The 24,317-nt window shown below is 63.8% G+C and carries 20 protein-coding genes; 11 read left to right on the top strand and 9 right to left on the bottom strand.

Going from position 1 to position 24,317, the window contains the following annotated elements:
• Nucleotides 1-218: 218 nt before the first annotated feature.
• From metK to RSO41_RS00085, 4 genes are all read left to right on the top strand, one after another.
• Nucleotides 219-1,439, top strand: coding sequence for a methionine adenosyltransferase (gene metK, locus RSO41_RS00100; protein ID WP_315616555.1), 1,221 nt, complete (start codon nt 219-221; stop codon nt 1,437-1,439).
• Nucleotides 1,440-1,583: 144 nt separating this feature from the next.
• Complete coding sequence (gene ligB, locus RSO41_RS00095) at nt 1,584-3,269, top strand: NAD-dependent DNA ligase LigB (RefSeq protein WP_315616553.1); 1,686 nt, start codon at nt 1,584-1,586, stop codon at nt 3,267-3,269.
• A 76-nt stretch (nt 3,270-3,345) separates the two neighbouring features.
• A complete protein-coding gene (ahcY, locus tag RSO41_RS00090; RefSeq protein ID WP_315616551.1) occupies nt 3,346-4,755 on the top strand; it encodes an adenosylhomocysteinase in 1,410 nt (469 codons plus the stop codon).
• Nucleotides 4,756-4,921: 166 nt separating this feature from the next.
• Nucleotides 4,922-5,752 (top strand): UDP-2,3-diacylglucosamine diphosphatase, encoded by an 831-nt coding sequence (locus RSO41_RS00085; protein ID WP_315616549.1) that lies wholly within the window; start codon nt 4,922-4,924, stop codon nt 5,750-5,752.
• Nucleotides 5,753-5,765: 13 nt separating this feature from the next.
• Here RSO41_RS00085 and RSO41_RS00080 read toward each other — a convergent pair whose 3' ends face one another.
• A complete protein-coding gene (locus tag RSO41_RS00080; RefSeq protein WP_315616547.1) occupies nt 5,766-6,314 on the bottom strand; it encodes a TetR/AcrR family transcriptional regulator in 549 nt (182 codons plus the stop codon).
• Nucleotides 6,315-6,421: 107 nt separating this feature from the next.
• Between RSO41_RS00080 and RSO41_RS00075 the strand changes: the two genes are divergently transcribed.
• Entirely contained in the window at nt 6,422-7,081 is a 660-nt protein-coding gene (locus tag RSO41_RS00075; protein WP_315616545.1) for a glutathione S-transferase family protein, read from the top strand.
• On the opposite strand, the gene RSO41_RS00070 is transcribed toward RSO41_RS00075, so the two are convergent.
• Nucleotides 7,078-8,010: an AEC family transporter gene (locus RSO41_RS00070; RefSeq protein ID WP_315616543.1), complete on the bottom strand. Its 933-nt coding sequence runs from the start codon at nt 8,008-8,010 to the stop codon at nt 7,078-7,080. The two genes, RSO41_RS00075 and RSO41_RS00070, sit on opposite strands and share 4 nt — an antisense overlap.
• A 216-nt stretch (nt 8,011-8,226) precedes the next feature.
• Between RSO41_RS00070 and metF the strand changes: the two genes are divergently transcribed.
• On the top strand, nt 8,227-9,069 hold the full coding sequence (metF, locus tag RSO41_RS00065) for a methylenetetrahydrofolate reductase [NAD(P)H] (RefSeq protein WP_315616541.1): 843 nt from the start codon (nt 8,227-8,229) through the stop codon (nt 9,067-9,069).
• 135 nt (nt 9,070-9,204) lie between these two features.
• Here the strand turns inward: metF and RSO41_RS00060 are convergent, their stop codons facing one another.
• From RSO41_RS00060 to prlC, 4 genes are all read right to left on the bottom strand, one after another.
• Nucleotides 9,205-11,388: a TRAP transporter permease gene (locus RSO41_RS00060; RefSeq protein ID WP_315616539.1), complete on the bottom strand. Its 2,184-nt coding sequence runs from the start codon at nt 11,386-11,388 to the stop codon at nt 9,205-9,207.
• A gap of 87 nt (nt 11,389-11,475) precedes the next feature.
• Complete coding sequence (locus tag RSO41_RS00055; protein ID WP_315616537.1) at nt 11,476-12,453, bottom strand: TAXI family TRAP transporter solute-binding subunit; 978 nt, start codon at nt 12,451-12,453, stop codon at nt 11,476-11,478.
• Nucleotides 12,454-12,682: 229 nt separating this feature from the next.
• Nucleotides 12,683-12,937 carry a YheV family putative zinc ribbon protein gene (locus tag RSO41_RS00050; protein ID WP_315616535.1) on the bottom strand — a complete coding sequence of 85 codons (255 nt, stop codon included), beginning with the start codon at nt 12,935-12,937 and terminating at the stop codon, nt 12,683-12,685.
• 66 nt (nt 12,938-13,003) lie between these two features.
• A complete protein-coding gene (prlC, locus tag RSO41_RS00045; RefSeq protein ID WP_315616533.1) occupies nt 13,004-15,052 on the bottom strand; it encodes an oligopeptidase A in 2,049 nt (682 codons plus the stop codon).
• A gap of 104 nt (nt 15,053-15,156) precedes the next feature.
• Here prlC and RSO41_RS00040 point away from each other — a divergent pair, with 104 nt between their 5' ends.
• From RSO41_RS00040 to RSO41_RS00025, 4 genes are all read left to right on the top strand, one after another.
• Nucleotides 15,157-16,497, top strand: a complete 1,341-nt coding sequence (locus RSO41_RS00040; protein ID WP_315616531.1) for a sodium-dependent transporter — start codon at nt 15,157-15,159, stop codon at nt 16,495-16,497.
• Between the two features lie 16 nt (nt 16,498-16,513).
• Nucleotides 16,514-17,065: a gamma carbonic anhydrase family protein gene (locus RSO41_RS00035; protein WP_315616529.1), complete on the top strand. Its 552-nt coding sequence runs from the start codon at nt 16,514-16,516 to the stop codon at nt 17,063-17,065.
• A gap of 86 nt (nt 17,066-17,151) precedes the next feature.
• Nucleotides 17,152-17,820, top strand: a complete 669-nt coding sequence (locus tag RSO41_RS00030) for a metal-dependent hydrolase (protein ID WP_315616527.1) — start codon at nt 17,152-17,154, stop codon at nt 17,818-17,820.
• 105 nt (nt 17,821-17,925) lie between these two features.
• Nucleotides 17,926-18,498 (top strand): exopolysaccharide biosynthesis protein, encoded by a 573-nt coding sequence (locus RSO41_RS00025; RefSeq protein ID WP_315616524.1) that lies wholly within the window; start codon nt 17,926-17,928, stop codon nt 18,496-18,498.
• A gap of 110 nt (nt 18,499-18,608) precedes the next feature.
• Here the strand turns inward: RSO41_RS00025 and RSO41_RS00020 are convergent, their stop codons facing one another.
• From RSO41_RS00020 to RSO41_RS00010, 3 genes are read right to left on the bottom strand one after another with little or no spacing between them, the layout of a single operon-like run.
• A complete protein-coding gene (locus RSO41_RS00020) occupies nt 18,609-19,991 on the bottom strand; it encodes a sigma-54 dependent transcriptional regulator (RefSeq protein ID WP_315616522.1) in 1,383 nt (460 codons plus the stop codon).
• Complete coding sequence (locus tag RSO41_RS00015) at nt 19,984-21,903, bottom strand: ATP-binding protein (RefSeq protein ID WP_410000302.1); 1,920 nt, start codon at nt 21,901-21,903, stop codon at nt 19,984-19,986. The genes RSO41_RS00020 and RSO41_RS00015 overlap by 8 nt, the downstream gene beginning before the upstream one ends.
• Before the next feature lie 3 nt (nt 21,904-21,906).
• Nucleotides 21,907-22,680 carry a GntR family transcriptional regulator gene (locus tag RSO41_RS00010; protein WP_315616520.1) on the bottom strand — a complete coding sequence of 258 codons (774 nt, stop codon included), beginning with the start codon at nt 22,678-22,680 and terminating at the stop codon, nt 21,907-21,909.
• 294 nt (nt 22,681-22,974) lie between these two features.
• Here RSO41_RS00010 and lldD point away from each other — a divergent pair, with 294 nt between their 5' ends.
• Nucleotides 22,975-24,129: an FMN-dependent L-lactate dehydrogenase LldD gene (gene lldD / locus RSO41_RS00005; RefSeq protein ID WP_315616518.1), complete on the top strand. Its 1,155-nt coding sequence runs from the start codon at nt 22,975-22,977 to the stop codon at nt 24,127-24,129.
• Nucleotides 24,130-24,317 lie beyond the last annotated feature (188 nt).

The raw sequence follows: 24,317 nt of genomic DNA, 5'->3' as shown, positions 1-24,317 counted from the left end.
TGTCGCCGAGATGCGGACTGCCTTCAAATGCGGGACGATACGCTTCTCGGCGGCCGCGGCGGTGTCGCTAGGAAGGTCGGCGGTGAGCGTGTAGAATTCGCAGCCTATCGGTCTGCCTGGGCCATGGCGAGCATCGCCGCCTGAGGCCTGCGTCACCGCCTGTCCCGGCGGCTTGCCCCTGCCGCCGTCATCCCATCAAGCAGAGGGTCGAGGACGCCATGAGCGAATACTCCCTGTTCACCTCCGAATCCGTGTCCGAAGGGCATCCGGACAAGATCGCCGACCAGATTTCCGATGCGGTGCTCGACGCCATCATTGCCCGCGACAAGAACGCGCGGGTGGCGTGCGAGACCATGGTCAAGACCGGCGTGGCCATCGTGGCCGGCGAAATCACCACGTCCGCCTGGGTCGACCTGGAAGACCTGGTCCGCCGGGTGATCCTGGATATCGGCTATACCTCTTCGGATGTGGGCTTCGACGGCGAGACCTGCGGGGTGCTCAACCTGATCGGCAAGCAGAGCGTGGATATCGCTCAGGGCGTCGACCGGGCCAAGCCCGAGGATCAGGGCGCCGGTGACCAGGGCCTGATGTTCGGCTATGCCACCGACGAGACCGACTCCTATATGCCAGCGCCGATTCACTATTCGCATCGCCTGGTGGAGCGTCAGTCGGAGCTTCGCCGGCAGGGCCTGCTGCCCTGGCTGCGCCCGGATGCCAAGAGCCAGCTGACGTTCCGCTACGACGAGCGTGGCAAGCCCTGCGCCGTGGATGCCGTGGTGCTGTCGACCCAGCATGATCCGGACATCGACCAGGAGCAGCTGCGCAGGATGGTCCGTCGCGAGATCATCGAGCAGGTGATTCCGGCCGAATGGCTGACCGAGACCACTCAGTACCATATCAACCCGACCGGCAAATTCGTCATCGGTGGCCCGGTGGGCGATTGCGGGCTGACGGGCCGCAAGATCATCGTCGATACCTATGGCGGCATGGCGCGCCACGGGGGCGGCGCCTTCTCCGGCAAGGATCCTTCCAAGGTCGATCGCAGTGCCGCCTATGCCGGTCGTTACGTGGCCAAGAATCTGGTCGCTGCCGGCCTGGCCGAGCGCTGCGAAATACAGGTGTCCTACGCCATCGGGGTAGCCGAGCCAACGTCGGTGTCGGTCAATACCTTCGGCACCGGACGAGTCAGCGATGAGCGCATCGTCGAGCTGGTACGCGAGCATTTCGACCTGCGGCCCAATGCCATCACCCGCATGCTCGATCTGCAGCATCCGATGTATCAGTTGACGGCGGCCTATGGCCATTTCGGTCGCGAACCGTTCGAACACCGCTACACCTGGACCGATACCCAGGGCGAGGAGCATGTCGAGACCTTCACGGCCTTTCCCTGGGAGAAACTCGATCGGGCCGATACCCTGCGGGCCGCCGCCGGTCTGTAATCCGACGGGAAGTGAGCGATGAATGCTGTTGCTCACAGGGTTTGTCGCTGATCTCGTACATTGTGCCGTCGCGTTTCCAGTGGCGGCCTTCGTGTCTCCTTGCTAGGGTCGAAGCAGGATCGCAGCGCCTGGGAGGTGCATGCCATGCTTCGACTCGTCGTCCTGGCGTTGTGCTTGTTCTGGCCGACGACGCTTCTCGCCGCCTGCCCGGACTGGTCTTCGGACCGCGCAGAACGGGAATTCGAGGCACTTCACGGCCGGCTGTCCGTCTGGGACCGGGCCTATCGCCGAGATGGAAGCTCTCCGGTCGATGATGACATCTACGATCAGGCACGGGCGCGCCTCGATGCCTGGCGTACCTGCTTTCCCGACGTTGCTCCTGGCCCTGCGCCGACCGCTGGCATCACGTCCGGCGAACGGGTTCATCCCGTTCCCCAGTCCGGTCTCGCCAAACTCGACGATGCCGTCGAGGCGGGCGCTTGGTTGGCGAGGCGCGAGCATGTCTGGGTGCAACCCAAGGTGGATGGCGTGGCGATTACCCTGGTGTACGAGCAGGGCCAACTTCACCAGGCCATCAGCCGTGGGGATGGGCGCTCGGGTCAGGATTGGACGGCCAAGGTACGTTTTATTCCCGATGTGCCGGAGCATCTGTCGACAAAGCGGCGGATTGTCTTGCGTGGTGAGCTCTATCGCCGACTCGACGGACATGTTCAAGCCGAACGAGGCTCTGCCGGTGCCCGTAGTGAAGTCGCCGGCTGGTTGGCACGTGAGGCACTCGGCCGCGACGAGGCAAGCCGTATCGGGCTGTTTGTCTGGGATTGGCCCGATGGACCGGAGGCGTTGCCGGAGCGCCTCGAACGGCTATCCGAACTGGGGTTTCCCGATACGACCGACTGGACTCTGCCGGTCGAGTCGCTACAGACGGTGCTGACCCAGCGGGATACGTGGTACAACGCACCGTTGCCGTTCGCCACTGACGGTGTGGTACTCAAGCAGGGGCGGCGTCCCGCAGGAAAAGCGCGAACCGAGGCGCCGCCGGACTGGGCGGTGGCCTGGAAATATCCACCCCGCTCGGTCCTGGCCAGAGTGCGTGGCGTCGAGTTTCGTGTCGGCCGCACCGGCCGTATTACACCGCTGCTGCACCTGGTGCCGGTCAGCCTGGCGGGTCGGACTATTCGACGCGTGACCGTTGGTTCGCTCGGTCGCTGGCGGACTCTGGACATTCGGCCCGGGGATGCCGTGACCATCAGTCTGGCTGGCCAGACCATCCCGCGTCTGGACAGTGTGGCCTGGCGGGCCGTCTCGCGTCCTGAGGTAACGCCGCCGTCGACATCCGATTACCACGCCCTGAGCTGTTGGCAGCCTTCGCCGGGTTGCGAGGGCCAGTTCCTCGAACGCCTGGCATGGTTGGGAAGCCCGGAGGCGCTGGATCTGACCGGCGTGGGAGACGGTACCTGGCGCTCCCTGGTCGAGGCGGGCCTGGTGACGGGCTTGCTCGACTGGATGTCGCTCTCCGCCGAGGCGCTGGAGGCGGCGTCGGGCATCGGCGAGGTGCGGAGCCGGCAACTGGCGAAGACGTTCGGCACCGCTCGCCAGCGTCCCTTCGATGTCTGGGTGGAGGCATTGAGTGCGCCTCCCGGCGCGTTGGCCGGTGATGCGGATGACTGGAAGGGACTGGTATCGCGGGACCTGAGCCAGTGGCGTGCCTTGCCCGGAGTGGGCGAGACGCGGGCCGAAGCCCTGCGAGACTTCTTTGCCGCCCCCGAGGTTCGAGGACTGGCCGAGCGTCTGGGAGAGGCGGGTATTGCCGGGTTCCAGGCATCCCGATAGCGCATTTCGGCTTGTCCGCTTTTCATGCGGCTGCCTATAGTGAAGGTCACGTTTTTCCCTGGGAAAGAGGTGACGCATGAACCAGCCTGCCGTATCCGCCGCCACGCATCTGGACTACAAGGTCGCCGACATCGCCCTGGCCGACTGGGGACGCCGCGAGATCCGCATCGCCGAGACCGAAATGCCTGCCTTGATGGCGATTCGCGCGCGTTATCGTGACAGTCAGCCGCTGGCCGGCGCACGCATCGCCGGTTGTATCCACATGACGATCCAGACGGCGGTACTGATCGAGACGCTGATCGACCTCGGCGCTTCGGTACGCTGGTCGTCATGCAATATCTTCTCGACCCAGGATCATGCCGCCGCTGCCATCGCCGCCGCCGGTATTCCGGTCTTCGCCTGGAAAGGCGAAACCGAGGAGGCCTTCTGGTGGTGCATCGAACAGACGGTAGCGGGGCCCGACGACTGGACGCCGAATCTGGTACTGGACGATGGAGGGGACCTGACCGCCCTGCTGCACGACAAGCGTCCCGAACTGCTCGACGCCATCCATGGCATCAGCGAAGAGACCACCACTGGGGTGCATCGCCTGCTCGAGATGTGGCAAGAGGGATCGCTCAAGGTCCCGGCGATCAACGTCAATGATGCCGTGACCAAGTCCAAGAACGACAACAAGTATGGTTGTCGTCATTCGCTCAACGACGCGATCAAGCGTGGTGTGGACCACCTGCTGGCCGGCAAGCAGGCGCTGGTCATGGGGTATGGCGATGTCGGCAAGGGATCGGCGGCGTCGTTGCGCCAGGAAGGCATGATCGTCAAGGTCGCCGAGATCGACCCCTTGTGTGCCATGCAGGCCTGCATGGACGGTTTCGAAGTGGTATCGCCTTATCGCGACGGTCACAACCTGGGCATGGAGAGCGTCGACCGGTCGTTGCTGTCACGCATCGACCTGGTGGTAACCGCCACCGGCAATATCGGTGCCTGTGATGCGCCGGTGCTGCGCTCGCTCAAGCCCGGGGCCGTGGTCTGCAACATCGGGCATTTCGACAGCGAGATCGATACCGCCTACATGCGCCGGCAGTGGCACTGGGAGGAGGTCAAGCCACAGGTGCACAAGGTGTACCGCGACAGCGACCCCGGCGAGTACGATCCGGAAAGCCGCGATTACCTGATCCTGCTCTCCGAGGGACGCCTGGTGAATCTCGGCAATGCCACGGGGCATCCTTCCCGAGTGATGGACGGTTCCTTCGCCAACCAGGTGCTGGCCCAGATGCACCTTTTCGAGGCAGGCTATGCTGGGCTGCCTGAAACCGACAGGCGTGAAGTGCTGGGGGTCCGCGTGCTGCCGCGTCACCTGGACGAGGAAGTCGCACGGTACATGGTCGAAGGCTTCGGCGGCGTGATCACGCGCATGACCCAAGCCCAGGCCGACTATACCGGCGTGCCGGCCGAAGGGCCCTACAAGCCCGACAGTTATCGATATTGAAGGCTCGAGCCACGGACTACGAGATACGAGCAGCGCGGTGCCTAGGAGCTGCTCGTAACTCGTGACTCGCTGCTCGCGGCTTACGGACACGAGATCGTCATCCGGCCGCCATGGCACGTTCATGGCCAGGGGGCAGCCTGGCGGGGCATCGTCAGGAGAATGCCCCATGCCGAATCCCATGTCCGTGCGAACCCTGTTCGTTTCCGATATCCACCTGGGAACCCGGGACTGCCAGGCGAAACTGCTGGTCAGCCTGTTGCGTCGTGTGCGGCCCGAGCGCCTGTATCTTGTCGGTGATATCGTCGACCTGATCGCCATGCAGAAGCGGGCGGTGCTGCCGCCTGATCAGCAGCGCCTGGCGGCGCGGCTATTGCGCCTGGCTCGTGCCGGTTGCGAGATCATCTACATTCCCGGCAATCACGATGCTGCCATGCGCCGCTTATGTGGTCTGCGTGTTCATCGGGTGCGCATCGAGCGGCAGGCCATCCATGTCACCGCCGACGGTCGACGGCTCCTGGTCAGCCATGGCGACGAGTTCGACACCCATGTACGCATCGCGCCCTGGATGCTGGCCTTGGGCGATGGCATGCACCAGTTCGTGCTGGCGCTCAATCGCTGGTGCAATCGGGGACGCCGACTGCTGGGGATGCCGTACTGGTCGCTTGCCGCCGCGCTCAAGCAGCGAAGTGGTGCCGCTCGGCGTTATGTCGACCAGTTCGAGCAGGCTGCCTTGTACCAGGCCGCTCGGGAGGGGCTCGATGGCTACGTCGGTGGCCATATCCACAAGGCCGGATTCCGCGCCCGGGACGGCGTGCTGTATTGCAACGATGGCGACTGGGTGGAGCATTGCACGGCGCTGATGGAAGCGCCGTGCGGTCGTCTACAACTGATCGACTGGCGTGGTGAGGTGATCGCCCGAGAGCCCGTCATGGTCAACGGGCTCAAGTCCGGTGAGGCCTTGCCGGATGCGGTCGGGGCGGCGACCCGTGGTGCCTGAGACATGGTGAGCCTTATTCGTTCTCGACGTTCGCCAGTGCGCGGCAAGCGTCGAGAACTTCCTCGGCCAGGGCGTCGTCATTGAGGGTGCGGGCGATCGCCATCCCGCCGATCATCGTGACGGCCTGCTGCAAGGCGCGCCGACGATTCTCCAGCGCTTGCTCTCCGGCGGTTTGGCAGTGGGCCACGAATCCGCTGAACAGGCGCGTATAGGCTTCGCGCACCTGGTCGTCCTGCTGGGCGACGTCGCTGACCAGGCAGGCTAGCGGACAGTTCACGTCCTCTCCGCGCCGGTGGGCCTCGCTCAGATAACCAAGCACGCGTTCCTGTGGGTCAGCGTTCTGCAGGCGTGTCGCGTTGTTTCGGGCGGCGTGTCGCAGTGCTGCGGCATAGAGTTCGCCCTTGGAGGCGAAGTGGGCGTAGAAGGCTCCACGAGTCAGGCCGGCCTGACGCATGACGTCATCGATGGTCGTGTCCTTGAATCCGTGGCGTGTGAACAGGGTCGCAGCGGCGTCCAGAATCTGGTGGCGGGTGCGGGGCTTGTGATCGTCTCTCCAGGGCATGGGACCTCCTTGGCATCGTGGCGAGTATGTCATGATGACTATATGTTCTTGAACATATAGTGCGTCGGTCTAGCCTGTTAGCAGTTTCCCGCGACAGGAGTCCTGACATGACCCAACCCGTGCATATCGTCGGCCCCCAGTTCAGCAACTTCGTGCGCAGCGTTCAGCTGTGCTGCGAGGAGAAGTCGATCCCTTACACGCTGGGCACCGAGGTCGGAGGGCGGCCCCTGGCGATACATTCGCCGGAGCACTATGCGCTGCATCCCTTCGGCAAGGTGCCGATCCTGTTGCATGGCGAACGGCGCCTGATCGAGACCCCCAGCATTTGCCGCTATCTGGATGCCGCCTTCGATGGGCCGGCCCTGCAGCCGGCGGAAACCTGGGCTCGGGCACAGACCGATCAGTGGACCGGCATTCTGGCCGGTTATGTGGATCAGGCTCTGGTGCGGCGCTATTTGCTGGAGTTCGTGTTCCCCAAGGGCGAAGGTGGAACCGTGCGTGAGGACGCGGTGGACGACGCCCGGCCAGGGGTCGTCAAGGTACTGACGTTGCTGGAAGAGCAGTTGGCCGAAGGAAAGTATCTGGTGGGAGGTGACTTCACCATCGCCGACGCGATCGCTGCTCCCATGCTTGATTACCTTGCTGGTTTGCCCGGCGCTGAGGACTTGTTCGCCGGGACCCCGCGCCTGATGGCCTATATCGAGCGGGTGCGGGGTCGGCCTGCGGCGAGTCGGGTACTGGTGGCGCCAGACCTGGGACGGGGCTAGCCGCCGACCAGTGGCGCCATCCATCCCAGGTACAGCGGAATCAGCAACGGCGCGGCCAGGGTGGTGATCAGCACGGCCAGTGCGCCCTTCTCCGGGGCAATGCCCAGCTCCATGGCCACCACCACCACATTGGCGGCCATGGGGACCACGCCGATCAACAGCAGTGCCATGGCGAATTCCGCCGGGATCCCGACCATGGCCTGCAGGCCGAGCACGACGCCCAGTGCCAGGAGTGGCCACAGCAGATAGCGGACTGCCACGCAGGCCCCGAGGAAGCGCCAGTCGAATTGCCGCAGCGTCACACGGCCAAGCGTCATGCCGATAATCATCATGCCGAGCAGGGTATAGGTGGGCGGAAAGACCTCGAGTCCCTCCATGATGGCATCGGGCACGCCGATGCCCAGCGCTTCGACCAGCAGGGCGGCCAGGAACGCGTAGACCAGCGGCAGGCGCAGGATCTTGAGCAGGCTCTGGCGGGCCGAGAAGCGACCACGGGCGCTCAGGTAGAATCCCAGAGTGAACTCGTAGAGCGTCACCCCCAGCACGCCGAACAGGTAAAGCGTCACCCCCGTCGGCGGCAACAGCACCAGTGCCACCGGCAGGCCGAAGTAGCCGGTATTGCCGGTCCCGGCCGAGAAGGCCAGCACGGCGCTCTCTTCGCCGGGCAGTGCATGGCGTGCCAGGCGGTTGATCACCAGGGCGACCAGGCTGGCGCATAGAAAGAGTGCACCGGTCACCAGTAGATAGGCGGGAGTCGGGCCGCCAAGTACCAGACCACGAAAGAAGGTCAGGGGCGCGATCAGATAGATCAGCAGGGTCGCGATGGGACGTGGGTCGACGGAGAGTCGGCGTGCGGCCAGCCACCCGAGCCCGACGAAGGCCAGAAGTGTCCATAGCGGGCCCATCAGCGTGCCGGGGTCCAGGGTCATGATGCCTCCTCCTTGAGTCGAAGCGGATGCATATCATGCCTGGACGGCATGGGGCTGTCAGTGGGGGGAGGTTATCGACTCGTTTAGAGCGAAAGGTTATAGTTGAGGCTTCTTTTATATGAAATACATTGATGGTGTCCGGCGAAACTTTCATTGGTCCCGATGTTCAGGAGTCGTCACAATGGCCGCGTCACCGATACAGACGAGGAATCACCGATGAGCGCGCGACAGACCCCGCTGGATATCAGCTTCGAGTTCTTTCCGCCCAATACCGATGCCGGGCGCGACAAGCTGATGCGTGCCAGGGATGCTCTGGCGACACGGGATCCGCGCTTCTTTTCCGTCACCTATGGTGCCGGTGGTTCCACTCAGCATCGTACTCTGGATGCCGTCAAGGCGGTGCGCGAGTGCGGCATCGATACGGCACCGCATCTGTCGTGCGTCGGTAGCGAGAAGGCCCAGTTGCGCGATCTGCTTACACGCTTCCGTGAGGATGGCATCAAGCGACTGGTGGCCCTGCGGGGCGATCTACCGTCCGGCATGGGTGGGGTGGGCGAGCTTCGCTATGCCAACGAGCTGGTCGAGTTCATTCGTGAGGAGACCGGCGACCATTTCGAGATCGCCGTGGCCGCCTATCCGGAGTCCCATCCACAGGCCCCCAGTTTCGATCACGATGTGGAAAACTTCGCCCGCAAGATGCGGGCCGGGGCCGATATCGCCATTACCCAGTACTTCTTCACTGCCGAGGCCTACTTCCATTTCGTCGAGAGGGTCAGGGCCCTGGGCGTCGAAGCGCCTATCGTGCCGGGTATCATGCCAATCACCAACTACACCAAGCTGGCGCGCTTCTCCGATGCCTGCGGCGCCGAGATCCCGCGCTGGATCCGCAAGCAGCTCGAGACCTACGGCGATGACAGCGAGGCCATCGCGGGCTTCGGTGAGGAAGTGATCTCGCGATTGTGCCAGCAACTGCTCGACGGCGGCGCCCCGGGATTGCACTTCTATACACTGAACCAGGCCCAGCCGACCCTGAAGGTGCTGGATAATCTGCGGTATTGAGCCGCGCTGGACGAGAGAGCATGCACAACCCGGGTTGAAGCCAGGGGTGAGGCGCATGCCGCCGAACGGGCTGGCATAGAAGGGCCCCGCCGAATCACTCGGCGGGGCCCTTGTCCATCACAGTGGTTGATTGTCTCAGCCCGTGGCAGCGGCCCGCGTGCCGCCATCGCCACGACCGCGCTGTATCAGGAAGAGCGCGATGCCGATGGCCAGGCCGGCCACGTCGGTGACGAGGCCGCCGTAGATCATGCACAGCGCCCCGACCAGCATGACGATACGTTGCCAGGTCTTCACCGGGCCGAAGAACCAGGCCTGCACGGTAGCCGAGAGCAACACGATACCCAGCGTGGCCGTCAGCCCGACTCGCAGGATCTGCAGCCAGGAACCCTCCATCAGCATCGCCGGGCTGTAGAAGAACATGAAGGGTACGATGAAGGCCGCCAGGCCGATCTTGAACGACGCCACCGAGGTGCTCATGGCCCTGTCGCCGGAGATACCGGCCGCCGCATAGGAGGCGAGTGCCACCGGCGGGGTGATCGCCGAGACCACCGCGAAGTAGAACACGAAGAAGTGCGCTACCAGCGGCTGGATGCCGATCTCGATCAGGCCCGGGGCGACCACCGAGGCCGCTACCGCATAGGCGGCCGTGGTGGGCATGCCCATGCCCAGCAGAATCGAGATACACATGGCGAAGAACAGTGCCAGTAGTTGGCTGAACCCGGCCAGGCCCAGCAGCAGCGAAGAGAAGCGTGCACCGACGCCGGTCAGGGCGATCACGCCGACGATCAGGCCGGCGCAGGCGCATACCGCGATGATCTGAATCGACATGTTACCGGCCAGCTGCAATGCCTTGAGGATATCGCGCGGGCCCATCTTGTGCGGTGACAGCCAGCTCACCACCGCCGCCGAGGCGGTCGCCAGGGTGCCGGCACGGATCACCGAGTAGCCCATGAAGAGCGCTACGATCAGAATGATGATCGGTGCGAACAGGTAGACCTGTTTGACCAGGCGGCGGAACTGCGGGATCTCTTCCTTGCGCATGCCGCGCATGCCCTTGCGCGCCGCTTCGAAATCCACCATGCAGTAGATCGAGAGAAAGTAGAGGATGGCCGGAATCACCGCCGCTACGGCGATTTCGGTATAGGGGATACCGGTCACCTCGGCCATGATGAAGGCCCCGGCACCCATGATCGGCGGCATGATCTGTCCACCGGTGGAGGCGGCGGCCTCGATGGCTCCGGCGCTGCGCGCCGGGTAACCGACCTTCTTCATCAGCGGGATGGTCAGCGAGCCGGTGGATACCACGTTACCGGCCGACGTGCCGTTGATCATGCCCATCAGGCCGGATGCAAAGATCGATACCTTGGCCGGGCCGCCACGCGCACGGCCGGCGGCGGCAAAGGCAAAGTTGACGAAGTAGTCGCCGACCTTCGAGGCCTGCAGGAAGGCGGCGAAGATGATGAACAGGATGATGTAGGTGGACGAGACCGCGGTGGTCGGCCCGAGGATGCCGGCGTCGGTGTAGACCTGGCTGAAGAAGCGGCCTACCGAGAGCCCCGGGTAACCGAGGAAGCCCGGCAGATAGGGGCCGACGAAGACATAGCCGAGGAAAATGGCCGAGATGGCGACCAGAGCCAGGCCGGCGACGCGGCGGGTCAGCTCGAGAATCAACAATGAGCCGGCAATGGCCGCATAGGACATGCCCATGGGCGCGAAGGAGGTGCCGGTCGAGGCACGCAGTTGGCTGTTGAACATCACCAGCAGGTAGCCTGCCACGGCCATGGCGCAGACCATCAGTACCAGGTCGGCGGGCGAAAGACGGTCGCGGACTTGCCGATACCCCCAGGACAGCAGGATGCCCGCGACGCTGGCCAGAATCAGTGGGTAGCCGAAGTGCCAGGCTTCGATCTCGGGGGCGATGCGCATGGCACCGGCACTCATTTCCTGCTGCATCAATATGACCCGGATCAGGGCATAGGTCGCAGGTATCAGCAGGAGATAACTCAACCAGCGCATCCAGTTGGCGGAGCGCTGATGGTCATCGTCGGCAAACTGGGTACCGGCATACAGACCATAGCCGAGAATCAGGGCACCGGCGATGTGCAGAATACGGAATGACCAGGTCTCGAGCGGGTAGACGTTGAGCGAAACCAGGTGGAAGAGCGTGTAGGCAATGGCAAGGCCGCCGAACAGAAGCCATTGCCAACCACTGTAGAGGCGGCGATTGGCTTCTACGGCCACATCATCAACGCCTTCGGCATTGATTGGTTGTACGGCATCGGTGACGGTTTCGTCACGCGACTCAGGAGTATGTGACATGAGAACACCCTTGGGTGTGGAACCGAGGAGCAGGCAGATGGCCCCGCACCGGTGAGGCCGGCGCGAGGCAGCAGGGCAGGAGCGGGGTTACAACGTCAGGTCATCGGGAATTTCGTAGCCATTTTCTTCGTACCAGCGTACGGCACCGGGATGGAAGGGCAGCACGGTGTTGTACTTGAGGTTCTCGGGCACGCTGAATTTAGCGCTGCGGTGGATATCGAGCATCTTGTCGTTGTTTTCCATGCTCAGCTTGGTGATCTCGTAGACCAGGTCTTCGGGCAAGTCACAGCCGGCGATGGTGAAGTTCCACATGGAGACGGCACGGGCATCCTCGTCGAGCGTTTCGTAGGTACTGGCCGGAATCTCGAAGGCGGAGACCGGGAACTCTTCCATCACCTTGGCCTGCTCTTCCTCGGTGAACTCGATGATGTTCACGTCGGTCTGGACCTCGAGCTGGCTGACGGCGGGAATCGGGATGCCCGCGGCGAAGGCGATGACGTCGATGAGGCCATCCTGCAGTTGGCCGCCCAGGTCGTTCCAGCCGCCATTACGGCGGTCGAACTCGACGCCCAGGGTCTCGAGCATGGCCGGGAAGTAGGTGTCGGAGGTGGAAGCTGCCGGTCCGAAGCCGATGCTGGCGCCGTCCGGAATGTCGGAAATTGACTCGATACCGCTGTCGGCGAGGGTGGTGATCGAGAAGGGCGTCTCGTACATCGGGAAGAGTGCGCAGACGTTGTCCATCGGCACGCCCGGGGCCAGCGAGCTTTCACCGGCGACGGCATCAGCGGCCGGGCCCATGGTGGTCAGCCCCAGGGCCACATCGCCACTATGTACCAGGGCAAGGTTCTGGTTGGGGCCGCCGGTGACTTCGCCGCCGCCGGAAAGGCCGAGTTGGTCGGCGATCAGATTGGCCCAGCCGGAGCCGTAGACGAAGTAGGTGCCACCCTGGCTGGCGGTGCCCACGGTGAAGTTGTCCGGCCAGTCGGCGCGATCGGCCTGGGCGGTGCCGGCGATCAGCATGGCGCTGGTCAGGGTGCCGGTGATCAGGCGAGTCTTGAGGGTCATGGCGTGTCTCCCGCTACATTCTGGTTGTGGGTACCGGTCCGGTGCTGGGCCGGCTTGGGTTTACGCTCCTAACCTATAGCAGGGAACGTTCCAGAAATGTGGGAAAACTTCTTTATCAATAAGTTATGGTTTTTCTTTGCGACCAAGGTCTAAGAGCTTAAGGGGCGATGGGGCCGGAGTTTCACACAATAGGGCTGTCTCTCTGTGTGGAATTCCGCACAGAGACACATCACCTGGATTGATAGGGGTCGAGGATCCGCACGGTCTGCAGGTCATCGGGCTGCGATGTCTGCGCTTCACGGGGCTGGCTGAGTCGGGTCTCGAGCTCGGGCGGTGTCTCTTCCTCGATGGGCAGCTGCTCGAAAAAATCGCAGCTGACACAATCCCGGTAGCGCACGCCGTTCTGTTCCCAGCTGCGGATTCGATCCATCTCGGCGCAGCGGGGGCAGATGGCGCCGGCGATGAAGCGTTTCTGAGTGGCCATGAGGCCTCCTGATGGTGCGACGCCGGGGAGGTGCCCCGGCGCGTGATGAAACGATGAAGCGATGTGTCAGGCGGCGCGAATGCCGCTGTGGCGCAATAGCGGTTCGACGCTCGGTTCGCGGCCCCGGAAGGCGCGGAACAGCTCGGCAGCATCGCGGGAGCCGCCGCGCTCGAGGATCTCGGTGCGAAAACGCCGCCCGGTTTCCGGGTCGAAGATGCCGGCCTCCTCGAAGGCGCTCCAGGCGTCGGCGGACAGGACTTCGGCCCACTTGTAACTGTAGTAGCCCGCCGCATAGCCGCCGGCGAAGATGTGGCCGAAACCGTTCTGGAAACGGTTGAATTCGACGCGCGGCACCACCGAGACGCCGTCCCGCACCTCGTCGAGCAGTGCCTGGATGTCGGCGGCGCTGGGCGCGCTGGCCTCGAGGTGCAGGCGGAAGTCGAACAGGGAGAATTCCAGCTGGCGCACCATGCCCATGGCGGACTGGAAGTTCTTGGCCGCCAACAGCTTGTTGAACAGCTCGTCGGGCAGCGGCTCACCGGTCTCCACGTGGCCGGCGATCAGGTCCAGGCCTTCGCGCTCCCAGCAGTAGTTCTCCATGAACTGGCTGGGCAGTTCCACCGCGTCCCAGGCCACGCCGTTGATGCCGGAGATGTCAGCGATGGTCTGGCGGGTCAGCATGTGGTGCAGGCCATGGCCGAATTCATGAAACAAGGTGGTGACCTCGTCATGGGTCAGCAGGGCCGGTGCTTCGCCCACGGGACGCGTGAAGTTGCAGGTCAGGTAGGCCACCGGCAGTTGCAGCGTGCCATCTTCTTCTCTGCGTACGCGGCATTCGTCCATCCAGGCGCCGCCACGCTTGCCTTCGCGGGCATAGAGATCCAGGTAGAAGCCCGCGATCGGCGTGCCTTTTTCCATGATGTGGAAGAAACGCACGTCGGGATGGTAACGCGGTGCTTCGCTGTCTTCCTCGAAGGTCACGCCGTAAAGCTTTTCGACGACCTTGAAGAGCCCGTTGACCACCTGAGGTGCAGGGAAGTAGGGGCGCAGTTGTTCGTCGGAGATGGCGTAACGCGCTTCGCGCAGTTTTTCCCCGACATAGCCCACGTCCCAGGGCGCCAGGTCGGGCAGGCCCAGGTGTTCTCGGGCGAAGGTCGCCAGTTCGGCATACTCTTCCCGTGCCTGGGGTACGGCGCGCTCGGCGAGGTCATTCAGGAATCCGATCACGCCCTGCGGGGATTCGGCCATCTTGGTGGCCAGCGAATAGTCGGCATAGGTCGCGAAGCCCAGCAGCTCGGCCAGCTCGCGGCGCAATGCCAGGGTTTCTTCCATGATCGGCGCGTTGTCGAACTCGCCAGCGTTGGGGCCGGTCTCGGAGGCGCGGGTGACGAAGGCGGTATAGACCTCGCGGCGCAGCTCGCGGTCGTCGGCGTGGGTCATGACCGGAAAGAAGCTGGGAAAGTCCAGGGTGATGCGATAGCCCTTTCGCCCCTTGGCCTCGGCGTTGGCCGCCAGGGTCGCCAGCGCACTCTCCGGCAGGCCGGCCAGACGGCTGTCGTCGTCCAGCACCAGGTGCCAGGCCTGGGTGGCATCGAGCAGCTGGTTGGAGAAGGTGTTGGCCAGGCTCGACAGCCGGGACTGGATCTCGCCATAGCGTTGCTTCTTGTCGGCCGGGAGATCGACGCCGGCCAGGCGGAAATCGCGCAGGGCATTGGCCACGGTGCGACGCTGCCCCTCGTCGAGTGATGCCCAGGCCGGCCCATCCTTGAGCGCCTGCCAGGCGCGAAACAGGCCTTCGTGCTGGCCCAGCCAGGTGGTGTAGTCGGAGAGCATGGTCAGGCTCTGTTCATAGGCGTCACGCAGCGCCTCGTTGTTCATGGTGCCGTTGAGGTGTGACACCGGAGACCAGGCGCGAGAAAGGCGGTCGTTCAGCGCCTCCAGGGGGGCGGCCAGGGTCTCCCAGGTGGGGGGGGCGTGTTCGGCCTGAGCGACCAGGGTGTCGATGGCCTCGCGGTTCTCCGCGAGCAGGGTCTCGATGGCCGGCACCACGTGCTCGGGCTTGATCTCGGCGAAAGGGGGCAGCGAGTGGGCGTCGAGCAGTGGATTCGTGGACATGCGCACCTCGGTTGGTGATGGGAATGCTCGTTAGATGCGGGCGACCGGGGCCGGTTTCAATGTGCTAGGCTTGGCGGCTTTTCACCCCCGGCCGGAGACAGACGATGAACGAGACCCTGGAGCGCTGGAGCAGCCGCCGCGCTTTCATTCTGGCGGTGACCGGAGCCGCTGTCGGGCTGGGGAATATCTGGCGGTTTCCCTATATCACCGGCGAGAACGGTGGGGCCGCTTTCCTGCTGCTTTATGTGGCTTTCGTGGTGCTGCTGGGCGTTCCGGTGATGATGGCCGAAATACTGGTCGGTCGCGCCGGGCGCCGCAGCCCGATGCAATCGCTTGGCCACCTCGCCGCCGAGGCGGGAGCCAGCGGGCATTGGCGCTGGCTGGGCTTGTTCGGCGCCTTCACGGTATTCTGCATCCTGTCGTTCTATTCGGTGGTGTCAGGCTGGTCCATCGAGTTTCTCGTCGACGCGGTCAATGGCGATTTCGTCGGGCGCAGTGCCGCCGACGTCGGCGCCGGTTTCGATGCCTTCCTCGCCGACCCGGCGAGGATGGCGTTCAATCACACCCTGTTTCTCGTGATGACCATGCTGGTGGTCGCGGCCGGGGTGTCCAAGGGGTTGGAGAAACTCAACAATGTCCTGATGCCGTTGCTCTATCTTCTGTTGCTGGTGCTGGCGGGGCACGCGGCGACTACCAGTGGTTTCGGGACGGCGCTGGCCTGGCTGTTCACGCCGGACATGTCGGCGGTAACGCCGATGGTCATGGTACATGCCATGGGGCATGCCTTCTTTACGCTGGCAGTGGGAGCCTGTGCGCTGATGGCCTATGGCGCCTATATGCCGGATCGTCAGAGCCTGTCCCGCGCGGCGGCCTCGGTGGCAGTATTGGATGTGACGGTGGCGTTGCTGGCGGGTATCGCCATTTTCTCGGTGGTGTTCTCCCAGGGCATGGACCCCGGAGAGGGGCCCGGGTTGATGTTCGTGACTCTGCCGGTGGCCTTCGCCGAGTTGCCCTTTGGTGCCTTCTGGCTGTCACTGTTCTTCCTGTTGCTGCTGCTGGCGACCTGGACCTCGTCGATCAACCTCGCCGAGCCCATGGTCTCGACCCTCCAGGGCTGGGGGCTCGGTCGTGGCAAGGCGACGGCGGTGGTCGGGCTGTCGGTCTGGTCGCTGGGTCTGCTGTCGGTCCTCTCCTTCTCGACGCTGGCCGACTTCGAGATCCTGTTCGGAATGAATGTCTTCGCCCTGGTCAGCACCATTCCGCCGGAAATCTTCCTGCCGGTGGGCGGGCTGCTGATCGCGATCTTTGCCGCCTGGATAATGCCCGAGTCGGTTGCCTTGCGTGCCCTGGGCGCCGGTCCGCTCGGGTTCCGTGTCTGGCGCTTGCTCGTGCGCTGGGTGTCGATTCCACTGACACTGGTAGTATTGGCGTCAGGGTTATTGTGATGACGGGAGGTGAATGATGAGCAAGGCGACGACGCTTCGGCCCTGGCACGGTGTAACGCCGACACTGGGTGAGCGGGTCTACATCGACCCCCAGTGCATGGTGCTGGGGGATGTCGAACTGGGTGATGACTGCTCGGTATGGCCCATGACGGTGATTCGTGGTGATATGCACCGCATCCGTATCGGATCACGGACCAGCGTGCAGGATGGCAGTGTGCTGCATATCACCCACGCCAGTGACTTCAATCCCGATGGTTTTCCACTGACCATCGGCAATGAGGTAACCATCGGCCACAAGGCGATCCTGCATGGTTGCACCCTGGGCGATCGTATTCTGGTGGGCATGGGAGCCATCGTCATGGATGGCGCCGTGGTCGAGGATGAGGTGATCATCGCTGCCGGGGCCGTGGTGCCGCCGGGCAAGCACCTGGCCGGTGGTCATGTCTATGCCGGCAATCCTGCCAAGGCGCTGCGGCCGCTCAAGGACAAGGAGCGTGCCTTCTTCCCGTACACCGCCGGCAATTACGTCAAGCTCAAGGATGAGTACCTGGCCGCTGCCGACGAATAATGGCACCGGGGCGTCGGTAACCGATTGTTCTGCATGCCGGTTCTGCGCGATAATGGATGTTTATCCAGTTGTCGGGGGCTCCGGGCATGGCAAACTTTGGCACCCATGTCAGCGTGGCAGCAGGCAGTGGCTGCCTGCTGGCGCTGGGGGGCTGGCACGTCGGTCTCTGGACGCCATGGCAAGCCTGGCCGCTGATGCTGCTGACGACGCTTGGCGGTATTCTGCCGGATATCGACTCGGATCACTCGCATTCGGTGCGCCTGGTATTTGGCCTGCTGGCCTTCATGGCCGCCGCGGCCGGGGCTTGGGTCCTGCAGTCCCGACTGGCCTTCGGCCACTGGCTGTTGGCCTGCGCGGGTATCTACATCGGGGTGCGCTATTTGCTCGCGCCGGCCTTCAAGCGTTTCTCCGTGCATCGTGGCATCTGGCACTCGCTGTTGGCGGCGATGTTCTTTGGCTGCGCGGGCAGTGCGCTGAGTCATGGCGTGCTCGGCCAACCGCCTGAGCTGGCCTGGGCCCAGGGGCTGGCATTGCTGGCGGGCTGCCTCGTGCATTTGATGCTGGATGAGCTTTACAGCGTCGATCTGGAGGGTGCTCGTCTGAAGCGGTCGTTCGGCACGGCCCTCAAGCTCTTCGATTATGCCAGACCTCTGCGCGCTGTCGCCTTGCTGTTGCTGATGCTGGTCATGCTGCCATGGTTGCCGAGCTGGACGAGTCTGCTGGGCGTGTGGCATCAATGGCTGGCGGTCTGGTAACCCCGTCGGCCGGCCGCGTGTCACGCCAGGGTCATGACGCTGTCAGCAGAGACGTGTGGCATGATGGCAGCCTGCTTTCGTTTTTCAGCCAGGAGCCGGTGCCCCATGAGCGACGCCATGAGTGTGAGTGATGTGCTGCAGCGCCTGCAGGAAGAAGCCGAGGCGGGCAATGTGACGGTTGGCGCGTTGGTCGACGCACTGAACTCACGCGGCTTTGGCCCCTTGTTGCTGGCGCCGGCGCTGATTGCGCTGCTGCCGACCGGCGGCATTCCGGGGGTGCCGAGTGTCTGTGGGGTGCTGATTTTCCTCATTGCCATTCAAGGGAGCTTCGGCCAGCGGTCGCCCTGGGTACCGCAACGTCTGCGCCGTCTGATGGTGAGACAAGAGGCGCTGACGTCAATGGCCGAGCGCGCCAAGCCGGTGACGTGCCGCCTGGATCGCTGGTTTCGGCCGCGGCTTGAGGGGTTGGTCCGGGCGCCGTTCAGTCAGGTGGTAGCCCTGGTCTGTGCGGTGTCAGGCCTGGCGATGATTCCGCTGGAGCTGGTGCCTTTCGCCAGCGGGATTCCGGCCTTGGCCGTGACACTGGTAGCCATTGGCATGAGCATGCGGGATGGTGCCATGGTGATATTGGCTGGCCTGGCCATCGCGGGCGGCACGAGCTTGCTGATCCTGCTGTGATGGCCGGCGGCTGACAGCGGTGGCTGTCGACGTTGCCGTCGGCTCGCCTTGCTTCCCCTTTTTGCATTTTGCCTTGCCGCGTGTCGTGGGTCTCGTGGTTGTCATGCGGGTCAGGGCTCGGTGCCGTGGCGATAGTGCTCGGCCTTGAGGTTGTGACGTCTCAGCTTGTCGTAGAGGGTCTTGCGGGGTAGCCCCAGGTGTTCGCAGACTTCGATGACATGTCCATGGTGACGAGCCAGGGCCTGGCTGATCAGTTGCTTCTCGAAGAGCTCGACCTGCTCGGGCAGCGACAACTCGGCACCATCATTGCCTACGCCTTCCATCAGCATGTCGAGACGGTAGTCGCAGGTCACGCCGAGCAGCACGTAACGCTCGGCGAGGTTGCGCAGCTCTCGGGCATTGCCGGGCCAGTCATGGGCAAGCAGTGCCGAGATGCCGGTCGCATCGAGAGGGGGCGCCTCCATGCTGCTACGGCTGGCGGCCACGGCGGCGAAGTGCTGGAACAGCAGCGGGATATCTTCGCGGCGTTCGCGTAGCGGTGGAATCGGCAGGGTCACCACATTGAGCCGGTAGTAGAGGTCCTCACGAAACTCGCCGGCTTCGGCGGCGGCCTTGAGGTCGATCTTGGTGGCGGCGATGATCCGTATGTCCAGCGATACTGGCTGGTTGGAGCCCAGGCGCTCGACGGTGCGCTCCTGCAGGACACGGAGCAGCTTGACCTGCAGGGCCAGAGGCATGGATTCGATTTCGTCGAGAAAGACGGTGCCGCCGGCGGCGTGTTCGAACTTGCCGATGCGGCGTTCCAGTGCACCGGTAAAGGCGCCTTTCTCGTGACCGAACAGTTCCGACTCGATGGTGCTTTCGGGGACCGCACCACAGTTGATGGCGACGAAGGGACGTCCGCCACGGGGGCTGCGCTCGTGAATGGCGCGGGCCACGAGGTCCTTGCCCGTACCGGTCTCGCCGAACAGCAGGACATCGGCCTCGACGCGGCTGATGCGCTGTACCATGGCGGCCAGACGCTGGATCACTGGCGTGCGGCCGACGAGCCGAGGGCCGGGTGCCGACTGTTGCGCTTCGAGCTCGGCCTTGAGGGCGCGGTTTTCCAGGCTCAGGCGGCGCTTTTCGCTGCCGCGTCGCACCACTTCGACCAAGCGCTCCCCGGCGAAGGGTTTTTCCAGGAAATCCCAGGCTCCCTCGCGCATGGCCTCCACTGCGGTGGAAATGTCGCCGTGGCCGGTAATCAGGATCACCGGAAGGTCCGGGTCACGGCGACGTACTTCGCGGAGTAGCGTCATGCCATCCATGCCCGGCATGCGAATATCGCTGACCACGACACCGGCGAAGTCGGTCTCGAGCTCCGCCAGGGCTGCCTCGGCGCTCTCGAACGGGCGGGGCGTATAGCCGGCCAGCTCGAGTGTCTGGCCGGCGGTAATACGCAAATGAGCCTCGTCGTCGATGATCATCACCGGGACATCCACGTTGTCATGCATGAGTCGATGGCTCCTCGCTCGTTCGATGGTCCGCCGGCCCAGGATCGCGTGGCAGGGTAATGGTGAACAGGGCGCCGCCGCCAGGGATGTTGTCGGCCTCGATCCGGCCGCCCAGGTCATCGATGATGCGGCCCGAGATGGAGAGGCCCAGTCCGAGGCCACTGCCCGTGGACTTGGTGGTGAAGAAGGGCTCGAAGACCCGTGCCAATTGCGATTTGGCAATGCCGGGGCCGCTATCGGCCACGCTAATGTATACCAGATCCGGCGTCGACTCGATGGTCAGTGCCAGGTGCGGCATCGTGGTGTCCGCCATGGCCTGGAGCGCGTTGCCGATGAGGTTGACCAGGACCTGCTCAAGGCGTACCGGGTCGGCACGGACCCAGATGTCTTCTGTTTGCCAGCGTCGTTCCACCGTGACACCGAGTTCGTTGAGGCGTGCCTGGAAAAGCCGCAAGGCGTAGTCGAAGCAGGATGGGACCGAAACGGCGGTGAGAGTGTCGCCGCTCTTGCGCGAGAACTGCCGAAGCTGGGCGCTGATCTCGGACATACGGTCGGTGAGCTCGATGATCTGGTCGAGGTTGGCATCGGCCGTCTCGGTACGACCGCGCTCGATGAAGGCGCGGGCGTTCTCGGCATAGGCGCGGATCGCCGACAGGGGCTGGTTGAGTTCATGGTTGATGCCGGCAGCCAGTTGGCCGAGAACGGCGAGCTTGGCGGCCTGGACCAATTCGTCGCGAGTCTCGCGCAGACTGTCTTCGGCGCGACGGCGCTCTTCGATTTCATCTGACAGCCGCTGGTTGGTCGTCACCAGGTCGTGGGTCCGTTTGGCCACGTTGCGCTCGAGCTCGTCCCTGACCCGAGCCAGTGTCTGTCGTTCGCGTTCCGCGAAACGTTCACGTTCTCGGCGCAGGCGCAGACGTTGCCAGCCGATGCCTCCGCCCAGCGCGATCAGGCCGTAGAGGCCGCCGGCGAGCAGGGAGGAAACCCACTGCGCATTCACGACGGGCGTCAGCGGTTTGAGGATGTGCATGTCCCATTCGAAGTCGGGCATGGCCCGGGTGAGGCTGAGGTAGCGCTGGTCCTGGAGAGGGCCGGAGGCAAAGTCGACCAGGCGGGTGCGGGGGTCGAGAGTCTCGATTTCCTGAATGCCGGCGTGCGGCAGAGGTTCGTCCGCATATCGACGCGAGTCATGAAGAGCCTCGCGCTCGGCGTCGCTGAGAGGGGTCATGGCAGTCAGCCGCAATGCTGGCTGGCTGGCCATGAAGATGATGCCGTCGCGGTCGGTGATCAGCAGCTCGGCATCCTGCTCGCTCCAGCTCTGTTCCACGGCATCGAGCTTGATCTTGAGCACCATGACGCCTGCCGGGCCGGGGGAGGGCGTCGATTCCTCCAGCCAGACCGGTGCCGAGAAATAGTAGCCGCGATCCCCAGACTGTGTGCCCAGACCATAGAAGCGGCCATTGCGACCCTGGATGGCTTCCTGGTAATAACGTCGGTAGTCATAGTTCTCGCCGATGAAGGTGTCGGGCCGGTGCCAGTTACTGGCGGCCAGGGTGTCGGCGTGATGGTCGAGCAGATAGATGTCGGAGACCCCCGCGGTGGCACGGAAACGATCCAGCATCAGGTTGAGTGGCATGGGGTTCTGGGCATCCGGCGAGGATAGGAAGCGCGTGACCATTTCTCGAGAGGCCAGCAGTTCCGGCAGGTAATCATGGCGTGACAGATGTCCCACCAGGCTGGCCGCCGATAGCCGTAGTTCGTTGTCGGCGTCATGGCGAAGGTCCAGCAGCGCTTGTTCTCGGGCAACCTGAGCGGTCTGCCACATGCACAGGGCAAGGCCGGCCAGCCCGAGACCCGCGAGCAGGCCGCGCAAGGAACGCTGCCGACGTGTCAGGCGGTGGCCCCCAACCATGAATCAGGACGACGCCGTCGGCATGGCCTGGGCCCGGCGCAGTGAGCGCTGGGCTCGGGTCTCGGCGCGTGCCACTTCCAGCAAGCCTTCTTCGACGTAGACCAAGTGCTCATGGGAGCGGTCGCGGGCATCCTCGGCGCGCCCCTCGAGGATGGCATCCAGCAAGGCACGGTGCTGCGCCATCAACTGCTGTCGGGCGTCAGGCTTGTCGAGAAGATGGCCCAGATTGTCGACGATGCTGCGTTCGAGCTGGTGGAAGATGCCGCGGATGGTGTGCAGCAGCATGACGTTGTGAGCGGCCTCGGCAATGGCCAGGTGGAAAGCCGCATCGGCTCTGGCCTCGCTTGCCGGGTCGCGACTGGCGAAGCATGCCTCGAGTTCCTCGAAACGCTCGAGTAGCACGGCCCTGTCCGTGGGCGTGGAGCGCAAGGCGGCATAGTAGGCCGACAGGCTTTCCATGGCATCGCGGAATTCCAGCAAGTCCAGGTGGAACTCACCATGGCGGGAGAGCATGTCGAGCAGGGGGTCTGCGTAGCCGTTGTGAAGCTCCTCGGTAATGAAGGTGCCGCCACCCTGGCGGCTGGTCAGCAGGCCACGAGCAGCGAGCTTCTGTATCGCCTCGCGCACGGAGGGGCGTGACACGCCAAAACGTTCGGCGAGTTCACGTTCTGCCGGCAGTCGCTGGCCGGGCTTCAGGCTACCCTCCAGGATGAGGCCTTCGAGCTGCTCGGTAATGACATCGGCGAGGCGGGGTTGACGGACGGGCTGGTAAGACATGGCGTGGCCTTCGCTGCGGAGCGGATCTCTGTGGGCATGATACTGACGTGGAATTGGTATTACCAATAGCTGTCTCGTCGTCTTTTTTGGTCATACCAATTTACTGCGGGAGAGGTGGGTCGGACATCATCGCTAGCGTGCCGTGGACGGGGTGGCCGGCTATAGCCAATGACTGGCAGCAAAATGGGGTTTGACAGGCATTTCGCCGCACCATAACGTGCGATAATGGTGCAATATAAATTGGTAAAACCAATTTATATTGCCTTTGTCATCAGCGTCAAAACCGGACTTGCCATGATCATTTCAGCTGCCACGGACTACCGCCAAGCCGCCAGGCGACGCGTGCCTCCCTTTCTCTTTCATTACGCCGATGGGGGTGCCTACGCAGAGCACACGCTGCGAAGCAATGTCGAGGACCTTGCCGACATCGCCTTGCGTCAGCGTGTGCTCAAGGATATGTCCAGTCTGTCGCTGGAGACGAAGCTGTTTGACGAGCCCCTGTCGATGCCCGTCGCCCTGGCTCCGGTGGGATTGGCTGGCATGTATGCTCGGCGAGGCGAAGTCCAGGCGGCCAGGGCTGCTGCCAGCAAAGGGGTGCCGTTCACGTTGTCCACGGTATCGGTATGCCCCATCGGCGAGGTCGCCTCGGCGGTGGATCGCCCCCTCTGGTTCCAGCTCTATGTGCTGAAGGACCGGGGGTTCATGAAGCATGTTCTGGAGCAGGCCAAGGCGGCGGGCGTCAGGACGCTCGTCTTCACGGTCGACATGCCCGTGCCGGGCGCGCGCTATCGTGATGCCCATTCAGGCATGAGCGGCAGGCACGCGTCGGTCCGGCGAATGCTGCAGGCCGCGACGCACCCGTCCTGGGCCTGGGACGTGGGGATTCATGGGCGCCCCCATGATCTGGGCAATGTGTCGGATTATCGCGGTCAGCCGACGGAGCTCGAGGACTATATCGCCTGGCTGGGCGATAACTTCGACCCTTCTATCTCATGGAAGGACCTGGAGTGGATTCGCGAGTTCTGGGATGGCCCGATGATCATCAAGGGCATCCTCGATCCCGAGGATGCGCGTGATGCCGTGCGCTTCGGGGCGGATGGCATCGTCGTCTCCAACCATGGTGGCCGCCAGCTTGATGGCGTTCCCTCCACCGCGCAGGCCTTGCCCGCCATCGTTGACGCGGTCAAGGGTGACCTCGCCATACTGGCTGATTCCGGTGTGCGAAGTGGTCTTGATGTCGTGCGAATGGTCGCCATGGGCGCCGATACCGTATTGCTGGGGCGTGCCTTCATCTATGCCCTTGCCGCTGCCGGGGAAGCGGGCGTAGCCCACCTTCTCGAGCTGTTCGAAAAGGAAATGCGCGTCGCGATGACGCTCACCGGGGCGCGTACGATCTCCGACCTCGGGCCGGACTCGCTGGTGCCGGGCGCGAGTCGCGATGGGCGTTGAGCCTATGTGTCGTGCTGCAGCGCCACCTTGGGCATTGTCTCGAGGGTTGAGGGGGTCGAGCCGGTTTCGGTGAACGACAAGATGATCCTGCAAAAAGTCCTTGCGCTATCCGCTCGTGATCCGTAAAGTACGCATCCGCTGCCGGCGACGGGCAACGTTGCAGGCGGTGAAAGGTGGCAAAAGCACCT

Origin of the sequence: Halomonas sp. I1 (genome assembly GCF_032334135.1) — a bacterium.
GTDB lineage: Bacteria > Pseudomonadota > Gammaproteobacteria > Pseudomonadales > Halomonadaceae > Halomonas.
The sequence above is the reverse complement of the archived record's forward strand: the minus strand, read 5'-3'. Positions and strand labels throughout refer to the sequence as shown.